Raw genomic sequence first — 12,494 nt, 5'->3', positions numbered from 1 at the left:
CGTTTTTGCAAAATTTTTCAGAGCTGGAACATCCAACAACTGCGTGCGTCATGGGCAAAAAGAACGGTCATCGACAGTCCATGAACGCACGGCTTTTTCTTCGACCTTCTCAACCCGCGCCAAAGCCGTGCGCAGCGCTTGCCCATCAATGGTTTTGACGGCGCTGGCGCTTTTAATCGACAGGCTGTACTGGTCGCTTATCTGGCCCGACACGTCCTTGCCCGCCGACGTGTAGTTGGCGATGGAACGGCGCTCGTCGGGCCTCAACGTAAAGCTGCGGGGCTGATCGTCGTAGTTGGAGTCATGGGCCAGGGACAGCTCCAGCGGGACTCCGCAGGTGTTGAGCAGGTACACATCGTTGCGGTAGACCTGCTGCGCAGCGCAGGCCGTCAATGACACGAAGAAGGCAAAAAGACCGGTCCACTTAAACATCGAATTCATCCTTGGCCGCTTCATGGGCACACCGACGTATCGTTGATCGTCCACTCACGCTGAGTGCCGTCGCTGATCTTCTCCACGCCGCTCAGGCGCTGTTTCAGCTGGGCGCCATCAATCACTTTGCTTCCAATGGCATCGGTGATTTTCAGCGAATAGTTGGCCGGGATTTGCTCGATCACGTCTTCGCCATAAGAGGCGAAGCTCGCGACCAGCGCCCGGGAGCCCGCTGCGGATGTCACGTTACGTTCCAGCGAATGCATGTTGGAGCTGTTGGAAATCTTCATTTCCAGAGGCTGGCCGCAGCGGTTTTCGACATACACGTGGTTGTTGTAAACCTGCTGTGCCGCGCAACTGGTCAGGGAAACGAAAAGCAGGCTGAAACCGGCGAACTTAATCATCGAATTCGACCCTGGCCAGCCATAGCAGGCTTTTGACGTCTTGTTCAGAGGCTGCCGTACGGCTTTGCCGTTCGGAAGCTGTACTGGTGTAACTGCTGAAGTACTGCATGACGTCGAGCTCGCCCGCGCCTGGCGTCGGATGATCTGCCTTCGGGTTTTGCATCAGCGAGGATGAATCCTTGTGGGTCCACGAGTAGGTCGGAATCAGACCACCGCCATACTCGTTGAGAATCAAATGCCCGAACTCATGGGCAGACGTTTCCTTGAACTCTTCGGTGGCATAACTCGCCGCGTAGCCCGCGCCGATACCTTGTCGAGTGACGAGTTGGTCATACGCATAACCGGCGTTGTGATACACCTTTCTGGCAATCGCCAGACTGGTAGAGCGTCCGAAGTCCTTGGACAACGAATCAATCAGCGGGAAGTTTCCAGCTTTGGGTGTGGCATTGATGTCGGCTTTGACCGTAACTTTGTAAGCACCCTTGCCGGTCGTGATCCCACTGGCAATGCCACCGGCTCGTGAGCCATTACGCGACCAATAGAGCTCGATACCTTCCTTGGCCCAGCCCAGCAACGTGCTGAACGGCGTCGGCGCCAGGCCCGGGGTAGAGCCGCTGCTGCCACCATCGGAAAAGCTCGGCCGCAACACGACATCAACCGTCTTCGCATTCCGATCAACCCGAACATCAACCCACTTCACTTCTTGCGCCGAGCACTCAAGCGTCAGATCGGTGACCTGTTGTTCGCCGCCCTGAGTCGCGGTCAGACGCACTTTTAGGTTCGGGCTTTTCAGAACACGGGTATCGAGAATGCCCGCCGTGTCGTAGCCATCCCACTGCCACGGATGCTCACCGCTCGGCAGGAACTGGGCAGTGTTGGGTTCGGTGTAGATCAGCTTTTCGCCGTCCAGCACCTCCAGCTTCACGGTGTCGGCAGCGGCTTTGCGGTTGTCGATGAGGAAGTCGATCAGCTCACGATTTTTCGTGGCACCGCTTTTGATTTCATCGTAATCCGGGACCTCCAGCGGCGTCAGAACCGAATTGCCACCGGACTTCAGCGTCAGCCGGTAATCGAGTTTCTTTTCATCGGCACTGGCTTCTGGAATCAGCGCCGCGACCACAGCACCCAGCGCGGTCGCGATAATCCCGGAGAACGGTGCCGGCGAATGTGAATTCCCGATAATCACCGTCCCGGAACCCGCCGTCACCTTGTTGCCATGGGTCCCAACGGAATCCACAGTCGCCGCCGGTTTGCCGTTGATCAAAACCGTCGTCGCCAACCCGCCGACCATCGCACCACCACACGCCGAGGCATCCCCTTGGCGGGCGGCCGCGAGGCCGTCGAAGAACACGTCGCCGGAACCGGCGGCGATCGGGTTGGTGCCGTGACCGGGGAGCGGGCAAGCGGTGGGGTCGGTGACACGTGCTGCGGGTTTGCCAGACATACGAATCTCCTTAGTTGACCTTCACTTGACCGCTGCCATCCAGGCGCGCGGCGAAACTGACCTGACGCTTGAAACCATCAACTTCCAGCAAGCCTTCGATGCTGAAGGACAGGCGAAGCTGATCGTGGTCACGCGGCAGGGAAATGACACGCACATTGCTCAGGCGTGGCTCGTAGGCTTCGATGAAATTTTCGATGGCCAAACGGGCCTGACTCAGGGAGTCGTGCAGGCTCAGACGCATGTCATTGAGATCGGGTAGCCCGTAATCGGACAGCGTTTGCACGCTGCCCGCACGGGTGCTGAGCATCTTGGCCAGATGGGCAGCCACGGACGCCATGGCGGAGACCTCGCGGCTCCAGCCGACGCGTTTGTCCGCGTCGCCACCCAGGCGTTCGAAAAGGCTGCCGTATCCAGTCATGAGTTAGCTCCGCTTACTCTTTGTCCAGCTTGCCAACCAGCGACAGGGTGAAATCGGCACCCATGTACTTGAAGTGCGGGCGCACGTTCAGGCTGACGCGGTACCAGCCAGGCTCGCCTTCAACATCGCTGACGATGATCTGGGCAGCGCGCAGTGGACGACGGCCACGCACTTCGGCGCTTGGGTTTTCCTGGTCGGCCACGTACTGGCGGATCCACTTGTTGAGTTCCAGCTCGAGGTCGGTACGTTCTTTCCACGAACCGAGTTGCTCGCGCTGCAGCACTTTCAAGTAGTGAGCCAGGCGGTTGACGATCATCATGTACGGCAGTTGGGTGCCGAGCTTGTAGTTCAGCTCTGCGGCCTTGCCTTCTGCGCTGATGCCGAAGAACTTCGGCTTCTGCACTGAGCTTGCGGAGAAGAACGCCGCGTTGTCGGAGCCTTTACGCATGGTCAGGGAGATGAAGCCTTCCTCGGCCAGTTCGTATTCACGACGGTCGCTAACCAGAACCTCGGTAGGAATCTTGGTTTCGATTTCGCCCATGCTTTCGAAATGGTGCAACGGCAGGTCTTCAACCGCGCCACCGCTCTGCGGGCCGATGATGTTCGGGCACCAGCGGAATTTGGCGAAGCTGTCAGTCAGCTTGGTGCCGAACGCGTAGGCGGTGTTGCCCCACAGGTAATGCTCGTGGCTGTTGGCGACGGTTTCTTTGTACACGAACGATTTAACCGGGTTTTCTTCCGGATCGTACGGGTTACGCAGCAGGAAACGCGGCACGGTCAGGCCAACGTAACGGGAGTCTTCCGACTCGCGGAAGCTCTGCCATTTGGCGAATTGCGGGCCTTCGAAGTGATCTTTCAGATCCTTCAGGTCCGGCAGACCGGTGAAGCTTTCCAGGCCGAAGAATTTCGGGCCGGCCGCGGCGATGAACGGCGCGTGGGACATGCAGGCAACGCTGGACACGTACTGCATCAGTTTCACGTCCGGCGAGCTTGGGGACATGAAGTAGTTGGCGATGATCGCGCCAACCGGCTGACCACCGAACTGACCGTATTCAGCGGTGTAGATGTGCTTGTACAGGCCAGACTGCATCACTTCCGGCGAATCTTCGAAATCGTCCAGCAGGTCGTCTTTGGAGACGTTGAGGATTTCAATCTTGATGTTTTCGCGGAAGTTAGTGCGGTCAACCAGCAACTGCAGGCCACGCCACGACGATTCCAGGGACTGGAAGGACGGGTGGTGCAGGATTTCGTCCATCTGGCGGCTGAGCTTGGCATCGATCTCGGCGATCATGCGGTCAACCATGGCCTTCTTGACTGGCTCACCGTTGTTCTGTGGCTTGAGCAGCTCTTCGATGAAGGCCGATACACCGCGCTTGGCGATGTCGTAGGCTTCGTCGTCCGGCGTCAGGCGGGTTTCGGCGATGATGCTGTCGAGAATGCTGTATTCGCCGTTCTCTTTGCTCTTTTGCTGTGCTGCGCTAGTGCTCATTGTGTTGGCTTCCTTGGCTGATGGAGACTCAGACGTCCTGGGCTGCGGCATTCAAGCCCAGCTCACCCAATACGCGACCGCGGGATTCGTCGTCGGCGAGAACGCCTTCGATGGCTTTGCGGAACGCAGGCGCATTACCCAGCGGGCCTTTGAGGGCCACCAGCGCGTCGCGCAGTTCCATCAGTTTTTTCAGCTCAGGCACTTGCTCGACCAGGCTGGCCGGGTTGAAGTCCTTCATCGAGTTGACACGCAGTTGCACGCCCAGCTCTTCAGTGCTGCCCTCTTCCTGAAGACGATTCGGCACGTTCAATGTCAGGGTCAGCTCTTGCTTGGCCAGCACTTCGTCGAAGGTCATCTTGTCGATGCTGATCGGCTTGCGATCTTCGACTTTACGTTCGTCCTTGCGGTGGGTGTAGTCACCGATTGCCAGTAGTTTCAACGGCAGTTCAATCTCTTCCTGAGCGCCACCGGTGGCAGGTTTGAAAGTGACGTTGATGCGTTCCTTGGGGGCTACCGAGCCTTCTTTGGCCATGGCTATTCTCCTTGCGGTTGTGGCCCTGGGGCCTATTCGAGTACCACTTCGAGATCGAGGTGGCACAGCCTGCGATAAATCTCTTCCTTGCGTTCACGTACGGCATGGTTCTGCGGCAACAACTCGCAGCAGCTATGCAGTAAATGCAGCACTTCCAGCGCAAGATCGGGCTCCCAGGCGTTCAGGCCTGAGTCCTGTAATGTTTGGTCCAGTGTTTCGAGTTGGGTCCTGGCCAGTTCGTATTTCTTGGCCATGAAGCACAGCCGCGCGAGGGCGAACTGCCAGAAGAACCGGGCGCGTCCGCCTTGGGCGCTTTGCAGGCCTTGCTTGAGGATCTGCACGGCGGCCTTGAGGCCGTCCTTGCGCAGGATCGGCAAGACTTCTTCCAGGGCCACTTCCCAGGCTGGCTGGGTGTCGGCGACTTCGACCTTGCGCGGTGCACTGGCGCTTTGCAGGTGCGGCATGACGTGGGCGCTGACCCAGGCGCGGGTGGCCGGATCGGCAAACGGGGCGCCGTCATGGAATCGCAATTCGATGATGCCGGGCAGGCGTTGAATCAAAAGCGCGAAGTGGATTTCCACTTCGCGCATAGCCATCTCGGCGTTGAGCCCCTGGAGGCACTCCCAAACCATTCGCTGGCCATCGAACCAGAATGGCGCCTTCGCCAGGCTCGCCTCCAGTTCCACCAGCAGGTCAGCGTATTTGGCCTGGTCGTAACGGTCCTGGTAGGCCTTGAGCTTGTCGGCCGGCAAGCCGCGCAGAACGGTGATTTGCTCGGCATTGCGCTCGGGCACCGCGTCGATGGGCAACCACAACAGTGTGCGATTGAGGCGCAAGGCGCGCAGGTCCGTGGCTTTCTGCTTGAGCCACCAGGCACACAACGGCCGCGCGCTTTCCTGCTGGGCACGCAGGGCCTTGTGGGCTTCTTTTTCGTTATCAATCGGCGCGCCGGGGGTGAACAGCTGCGTGGCGGCCTGTTTGACCTGGGCCACCGCGGCACCCACTACACCCGGTTCGGGCTGGTTGTCGGCGGCGCGCTGAACCATGTTTTTCAAGCGGCGGGAGATCGGCAGCAACAACGGCGCATCGTCGCCCAAGTGCTCGGTGCAAGCGGCATCGAGGCCTTCAAGGTGTTCGACCAGCCGCCGGAACATCGGCAACTGCTCTTTGATCGCGACGTTTTCAGTCAGCACCTGCTCAAGACGCGGCACTAACCAACTGATGGCAGCGGAGCGGGTGCGAGCCTTGTTGGGATGAAGCTCGGCCCAGTGGCTTTCGCACAGGTGGTGCAAAAGTCCGAGGCCGGCCAGCAGCCCTTGAAAGGATTCGCGCTGGTACAGGGCCCAGGTCAGCCAAGCGCCAACCCGTAAGTCCTTGGACTGGGTGCGCAGCAGGCTTTCACTGTTTTCACGGATTTTCAGCCAGTCGATCTGACCGCTTTCGTGCATGGACGAAGCTTTGGCCAACTCGCTTTCCAATGCCTCATATTCGCTCGAAAAGCGAACATCCTCGCCCGCGAAATTCTCTTTGGAAACAGAGGCTTTTGCGAGGTCGAGGTAATGAGCAGAAAGTTTGCTTGAGTAGGACATCCATGGCCTTTAATTAGGATTACAGTCATACGTCTATTGGATTTCCAACGACGCGGGACAGAATCAAAGAGCTGCGATGAGTCTCATCCAATTGAGTTCGTGCTCTTTCAAGTGCGCGCATCGTAATCACAATGATGGCCACTAGCAAGCATCTGATTAAACAACAAGACGAAGTGTGTTTTTATCTCGTAGGAGATGTCCCTATATGTAGCAGGGGAATCCCTGAGATTGGTTTAATTGTTCATCGTGCGACCAGTTGGCCTGAAACCACTGAGATAGAGCCTTCAGCCCCTCAACCTTAATAAACGCCGTATTCATTGCCGATTCGCCCCCCTGAGACAGGCGCCAATCATGCCAAAAATACAAAATGAAGAATGTAGGAGCATTCCGAAATGTTACCGACATCCATGAATTAATTGACAGCGTCAACAGCCAATAAGAAAAGTGCCATCATTTTGATGGCATTTTTATAGTTCAAACAAAGTTCCAAAATGGAACTTTCGGTATCGCGGAAATTTCATACCGGGCTCCAAGATCCCTCCTACATCAATACTTTGGATGCCTTGTTAGCGTGCACGGCATTTTGGCGACCTGCTCGGGCCAGGCACGACTCGGGCATCGCGATTTTCTCTCTCTCAGCTTAAGGACGAGCTAAAAAAGCAAAAGGACAAGCGCATGTTCGCACCCGCTAATGCCCCTCAATTCACCCTCGTAATCCCGACGGTTCGCAACGACTTTAAGGTGCTGGCCTTTAAAGGCACTGAAACCATCAGCGCGCTGTACTCAATCAGCGTCGATCTGGTCAGCGAGTACCCGGATATCGATCTGGAAAGCCTGCTTGACCAACCTGCCTATTTGCAATTCGGACTTAACGGCGAAGGTATTCACGGTCACATCGTAAGCGTGTCCGCGGGTGATGCTGGTAAACGCCTGACCCGCTATCGCGTAAACCTTGTCCCGGCGCTGCATTACCTGCAGTTCAGCCAGGATCAGCGAATTTTCCAGGGTCAGACGGTGCCGCAAATCATCGCTCAGGTCTTCAAGGGGCACGGCATTCTGGCCGATGCGTTTGCCTTCCACGTCAAAGCAAGTCCCCCGCGCGAATACTGCACTCAATACCGGGAAAATGATTTGGAGTTCGTCCAGCGGCTCTGCGCCGAGGAAGGCATTACGTGGCATCACCAGCATTCCTTGCAAGGCCATGTGCTGGTGTTCACCGATGACCAGACATTCTTCCAAAAACTGGGCGAAACGCCGTATCAGCAAGACTCCGGCATGGTGGCGGAGCATCCGGTCGTCAGCCAGTTTTCCATGGGTTTCAAAACCCGCCCCAGCGTGGTAACCCGCCGTGACTACGACCTGAAACGCCCGAATGCGTTGTTGGAAAGTCGCTTTACCGCTGAGTTCGACCCCAAGCTCGAAGACTATAGTTACCCGCTGCCATTAGAGAGCGAAAAGCGCGGCAAAGAGCTTGCCCGGCAGGCACTGGAACGGCACCGAGTCGATTATCAGTTGGCGGAAGGCAAAAGCGACCAGCCCACGCTGCGCAGCGGCCACTTTTTCGACCTGACGAATTGCCCACACGAAACGCACAACGATCTATGGCTGCTGTTAAGCGTGACCCACTCTGGAAAGCAACCTTCGGTGCTCGAAGAGTCAGTCACCAACGCGACCGAACCTGAGGACGGCTTTTCCCAAGGCTACCGCAACAGCTTCAGTGCGATTCCCTGGGATGTGTTTCATCGGCCACCGATGCCTGCACCAAGACCCATGCTGAACTGCCAGACCGCCCGCGTCACCGGACCTGTCGGTGAAGAGATCTATTGCGATGAATACGGTCGCGTCAAAGTCAAATTTCACTGGGACCGGTCTGAACGCAACACTGAAAACAGCAGTTGCTGGCTGCGGGTAGCGTCCGGCTGGGCGGGGGACAACTTTGGCACAGTGATCATTCCGCGTATCGGGATGGAAGTCCTCGTCACCTACCTCGAAGGCAATCCCGATAATCCATTGATCACCGGCTGCCTGATCAACAAGGTCACGCCGCCGGCCTACCCATTGCCCGAAAACAAAACCAAAACCGTACTTCGTACCCACAGCTCCCCCACTACGGGTGGCTACAACGAATTGTCGATGGACGATCGCGCTGGCGATGAGTTGGTCCACCTGCGTGCTCAGCGGGATATGGAGCAGAAGGTTGGAAACGACAGCCGGATTGAGGTGGGTAATGAGAGTCGAGTCACCATCAAGGGCGACCGTATTACGGTGCTCGGATCTGAAGAGCACCTCACTATCACGTCGGATCGAAAAATCCAGGTCAGCGGCAACGACTACCTGCATGTCTCTGGCGACAGCCACACGAGAACTGATGAAACGCTGGTTATAGAAGCCGGTGAGCACGTGCACATCAAGGCAGGCGCGCACCTCGTAATTGATGCGGGTGAGAGTATTTCTGTGAAGGTCGGCGGTCAGCACATCGTGATGAACGCCGACGGTATTTTCAGTAGTAGCGCGATTGAGATCGGTGGCTCTCCCAAGCCGGGTGCGGCCGCACATACATTGCTTCAGGGGGCTGCGGCGGGCTTGTTGGTATCCGTCGCGCCTGAGCCATCAGAAGAAAATGAATCGGATGAGCTGGAGGAAGAGGAGGAAGAAGTCGAAGAGGAAGGGATTACTTTGCGGATTGGCGTGTTTTTTGATGGCACCGGGAATAACCGATCCAACAGTGAAATGGTTACCGGGTGTTATGCGCGGGATGTGAATCTGCTGGAGGAGGCTGAGGATATTCGACAGTTTTGTCAGGCACATGGGTATGACGTTCAGGGGAACACGCCGGACAGCAGTTATGGGAATGACACGAGTAATGTGGCGAAGCTGCATGACTTGTATGGCGATGACAGTAAGCGGTTATTGGCTATTGAAGAAACCATTGGGTACATCCCAATTTATCTGGATGGAATTGGCACCAGCAGTGGTGAAGAAGATTCACCTTTTTCATTGGCAACCGGCGTAGGTGCACACGGTGTATTAGCACGGGTTGCGCAGAGTCCAGCGCGTATTCTCGAAAGGGTTGAGCGGTTCAAGCGATCTAATCCTGATCGAAAGGTTGAACGTGTCGAGTTCGATATCTTCGGTTTCAGTCGCGGTGCCGCCGCTGCGCGGCATTTTGCCAATGAAGTCCAGAAAGGAGAGAAGAGTCCATTGGCAGCGCTGCTTCCAGGCAATGCGACGTTGTTTACCGAGGACTTTTCCTGGCGCACCAACACCGATTTCTCCATCAACTTTATCGGCATTTTCGACACCGCTGCCGCAATAGGCAGCATGGCTGACGGTGACTTTAGCGTCCACGACGCCAACAACCCCGGTGTTAACTTGTATCTGGCGCCCGATGTGGCAAAAAAGGTCGTGCATTTGGTGGCGCGGGATGAGCGTCGCCATAACTTCTCACTCAATAGCGCCGGCGCTGCTGATATCAAGCTGCCCGGCGTCCACTCCGACGTGGGTGGAGGTTATATACCAAATTTCATTGAACGAGTTCTGCTTAGCAAGCCGCGCTGCAGCCGCGATATGGAACTTCACGTGCCTTCCACAGCGTCAACCGCCTATCGTTGGGCTGAGCAAGAGCTAGGCCGCCTTCAGGATCAACTCAATCTGTATGGGCTAACACTGGAGGTGAGAACCTGGGCGGTGGAGATGACTGGCAACGCAAAAGGCGACAGATCCAAATCGAAAAATGCTTATGCCGCGGTCCACAGCGAGCGGACTGTCCGCAACGATCTGGCGTTGGTTTACCTGCGAATCATGCGCGAGTTGGGGGCCAGGCACGACGTCCCGTTCAAGGTTATTGACGAAGAGGATCAAACGTACGCATTACCGACAGAGCTGAAACCGATTGCCCAAAAACTGATGGCTTATGCGTTAGGTGACACTCGCCGCACGAGCCTGAGCCTCGACGAAGAGGAGCTGCTTTACCGCCGTTATATCCATCTGTCTGCGAACTGGAATGCTGCCAAAGGCTGGAACAATAGCGATCTGAACGTCGTGTTTATTAATCGACCTGCCGAAAACTATAAACGCGTGGTGCATCCCAATGCATAGGTGCTCACCCTTGCTTAAGTCCGGCTTTGCACTGCTTTTTGTGTTGTTGGGAGGATGTGCCTCTGTCGAGAGCAGATCACTACCTTATGACGCGTGGAGCCTTGATTTTTTTTCGCCTGACTATATGGAAGTCTGGATCGAAACGGCCAGTGTCGTTGATATCAATGAGCGCGTGTTCCTTCGCGCGGGCAGCGGTATACCGGCTATGGGGTATCCACGCGCAATGAGCAAAGGCGTACCGTCCGAGTTCAGAGGCAAACCAGCTGGATGGCGAGAAGATCCTGCAGGAAAAGGCCGGTATGTCACCGGGGCTGACCTGCCTCGTTTGGTCTATGTACGTTGGCAGTCCATGGCAGAACCGCAGACCTACGGGGCCTACATCGAGATCCCTGAATCTGCGCGGGACACCATGCTCAAGGGTGAAACAGCTTATTGCGGTGCGGTAGGCAAATGGAAAACCGATTACCGAAAGTTTTTGACTATCGGCCTGGCGCCAGGAGGAATCGCCAAGGTGTGGTTGGGAGGGCCTTGTCTTAAATCGACCGAAGTCACCCGAGTCCAAGGCACGATCCATCCCAAAGGCCCCTACGGGGGCACATCCAACGGGAAACACCGCCCGCTTTCAGAAGAATCAAAAGCCTACATCGACAAATTCGGCATCCCGTTCGAAAGCTGGTAAGGAGAGAGAATCAAATGGATTTAAGAACAATATTTTTCGCAGCGCTTGTGTGGCTGCCTTTTGCAAACGCCGCAGAGTCCCGCCCAATAGAGGGGGATTATTATTTGTACGGGGCCATGGAAATGGCCGCTAGGCTGGTTCTTCAAAAGGACGGATCTTTTGCAGCAGCTGCTGCGTACGGGAGTGCCAACGGTGCTGCGAAGGGAACGTGGAGTATCGAGAGTAATACGCTGACGCTAACAAGTGAAGCTGACCCTCATGCAGCTAAAAAACTGGCTTTCGAAATGCCCAGAACAAGGAACCTGGCTGAATTGGAGGAGAGTTATCGAATCCAGCACGGCAATTACGACGAGATCGATAACGACACGGCTAACTTCGCACAGACTCACTACATTTTGCAGATGCAATACGACCAGCGCCCAAAACCTCCGGCCATCGATCCTGTGTACCTTTATTTTGAGTTTTCCGCAGGCCCCGGGAGCCAGCAGTTATTGAAGTCAAATGAAACAACGGACCTCTGGCTGCCTTACGACCCACAAAGAACGCTGACAAAAATAGGCTTTGGGACCTCCCGTGATTCCGGCCCGACTCAATGGATTGACGTTTCGCCGGATAGCCGCTGGTTCGGTATCGGCTGGAAAAAAGAGAAAAGCCAGCCTATCGCGTTCACCCCGCGTAAAGAAAAGGGACTGGCCGAAATTCAACGTGATCTGAACGATGATGAGCAAAGTCGAATTCTGAAGAATTACCTCATCACGGTTTATCACTTCGATCCAATCAGCACGCCCGCCATAACGCCTGTCGATGTGTACTGGAGATTTGACGATGGCTCTACCAAGCAACAGGTCTGGGCGGATTCGAAGCAAGAGAGATTATCCCTGCCCTACTCTCCCACGAGGACCTTGGAGAAGATCGGCCTGCACACTCAAGGCTCAAAGGACGAAATCGAGTGGATTCCTACCCTGCCTGATATGAGATGGATGCGTGTGGATTGGAAGGACTACGCCGTACCCGCCAATGGTGAGTTGTCTCTTCTGTTTCAGGACCTGCGACTCGCCATCGAGCCTGACTGCCTCGCGGTAGATTTTGGCAACGGCAAGGCATGCTTTCGCCGTCGTTAACATGCTCGGTCTGGTGAGGATTTTCAGGAAGCTCAGGTGTTGCTTCTCCACGGCTTAAACATCGCTCGACAACGACCCGTTTAAAACGCCTCAAGGTTACTTCCTGCAAGCTACAACACCTTGCGCCGTTGCCTACGGCTACGCCAGAATCCGCCGGCTTGTGCGCCTTGGGCGCGGTCGGTAACTTGGTTCCTGTCACTGCCCATCAGTGATCGGGTTTAGTCGCTCGCTGGTAATTGAAGATGCACAAGCTTCTGTCAGACAGGTATTTCCTACCTGCATTTGATG

General features: G+C 56.0%; 9 protein-coding genes and 1 pseudogene. 3 read left to right on the top strand and 7 right to left on the bottom strand.

The features are described from left to right. Positions 1-48: 48 nt before the first annotated feature. The 7 genes and pseudogenes from DFS28_RS01215 to tssA all read right to left on the bottom strand — a co-directional run bounded on the left by DFS28_RS01215 (position 49) and on the right by tssA (position 6,308). On the bottom strand, positions 49-432 hold the full coding sequence (locus tag DFS28_RS01215; protein WP_111448254.1) for a hypothetical protein: 384 nt from the start codon (positions 430-432) through the stop codon (positions 49-51). A 20-nt stretch (positions 433-452) separates the two neighbouring features. Then, positions 453-836: a hypothetical protein gene (locus DFS28_RS01210; RefSeq protein WP_111448253.1), complete on the bottom strand. Its 384-nt coding sequence runs from the start codon at positions 834-836 to the stop codon at positions 453-455. 1,149 nt (positions 837-1,985) lie between these two features. Beyond that, positions 1,986-2,280: pseudogene (locus DFS28_RS31045) on the bottom strand (PAAR domain-containing protein); the annotation flags it as partial. 10 nt (positions 2,281-2,290) lie between these two features. Continuing rightward, positions 2,291-2,698, bottom strand: a complete 408-nt coding sequence (gene tssE, locus DFS28_RS01200) for a type VI secretion system baseplate subunit TssE (protein ID WP_008150080.1) — start codon at positions 2,696-2,698, stop codon at positions 2,291-2,293. 13 nt (positions 2,699-2,711) lie between these two features. Further along, entirely contained in the window at positions 2,712-4,187 is a 1,476-nt protein-coding gene (gene tssC / locus DFS28_RS01195; protein ID WP_111448251.1) for a type VI secretion system contractile sheath large subunit, read from the bottom strand. Positions 4,188-4,215: 28 nt separating this feature from the next. Further along, entirely contained in the window at positions 4,216-4,719 is a 504-nt protein-coding gene (gene tssB / locus DFS28_RS01190; RefSeq protein WP_111448250.1) for a type VI secretion system contractile sheath small subunit, read from the bottom strand. Positions 4,720-4,751: 32 nt separating this feature from the next. Then, complete coding sequence (tssA, locus tag DFS28_RS01185) at positions 4,752-6,308, bottom strand: type VI secretion system protein TssA (RefSeq protein ID WP_111448249.1); 1,557 nt, start codon at positions 6,306-6,308, stop codon at positions 4,752-4,754. 675 nt (positions 6,309-6,983) lie between these two features. Between tssA and tssI the strand changes: the two genes are divergently transcribed. Genes tssI through DFS28_RS01170 form a run of 3 tightly spaced genes read left to right on the top strand, consistent with a single transcriptional unit; the run spans position 6,984 to position 12,206 of the window. Beyond that, positions 6,984-10,406 (top strand): type VI secretion system tip protein TssI/VgrG, encoded by a 3,423-nt coding sequence (gene tssI / locus DFS28_RS01180; RefSeq protein ID WP_111448248.1) that lies wholly within the window; start codon positions 6,984-6,986, stop codon positions 10,404-10,406. Continuing rightward, a complete protein-coding gene (locus DFS28_RS01175) occupies positions 10,399-11,085 on the top strand; it encodes a DUF2931 family protein (protein ID WP_111448247.1) in 687 nt (228 codons plus the stop codon). The genes tssI and DFS28_RS01175 overlap by 8 nt, the downstream gene beginning before the upstream one ends. Positions 11,086-11,099: 14 nt before the next feature. Beyond that, positions 11,100-12,206, top strand: a complete 1,107-nt coding sequence (locus tag DFS28_RS01170) for a hypothetical protein (RefSeq protein WP_111448246.1) — start codon at positions 11,100-11,102, stop codon at positions 12,204-12,206. Positions 12,207-12,494: the final 288 nt, after the last annotated feature.

This window comes from Pseudomonas sp. 478 (assembly GCF_003254125.1).
In the GTDB taxonomy this organism is placed as follows: Bacteria; Pseudomonadota; Gammaproteobacteria; order Pseudomonadales; family Pseudomonadaceae; genus Aquipseudomonas.
This window is presented reverse-complemented; position numbering and strand designations above follow the sequence as displayed.

Bases quoted from the DNA above. Each gene is read 5' to 3' on its own strand.
- DFS28_RS01215 (WP_111448254.1), bottom strand. From the start codon at position 432: ATGTTTAAGTGGACCGGTCTTTTTGCCTTCTTCGTGTCATTGACGGCC.
- DFS28_RS01210 (WP_111448253.1), bottom strand. From the start codon at position 836: ATGATTAAGTTCGCCGGTTTCAGCCTGCTTTTCGTTTCCCTGACCAGT.
- tssE (WP_008150080.1), bottom strand. From the start codon at position 2,698: ATGACTGGATACGGCAGCCTTTTCGAACGCCTGGGTGGCGACGCGGAC.
- tssC (WP_111448251.1), bottom strand. From the start codon at position 4,187: ATGAGCACTAGCGCAGCACAGCAAAAGAGCAAAGAGAACGGCGAATAC.
- tssB (WP_111448250.1), bottom strand. From the start codon at position 4,719: ATGGCCAAAGAAGGCTCGGTAGCCCCCAAGGAACGCATCAACGTCACT.
- tssA (WP_111448249.1), bottom strand. From the start codon at position 6,308: ATGTCCTACTCAAGCAAACTTTCTGCTCATTACCTCGACCTCGCAAAA.
- tssI (WP_111448248.1), top strand. From the start codon at position 6,984: ATGTTCGCACCCGCTAATGCCCCTCAATTCACCCTCGTAATCCCGACG.
- DFS28_RS01175 (WP_111448247.1), top strand. From the start codon at position 10,399: ATGCATAGGTGCTCACCCTTGCTTAAGTCCGGCTTTGCACTGCTTTTT.
- DFS28_RS01170 (WP_111448246.1), top strand. From the start codon at position 11,100: ATGGATTTAAGAACAATATTTTTCGCAGCGCTTGTGTGGCTGCCTTTT.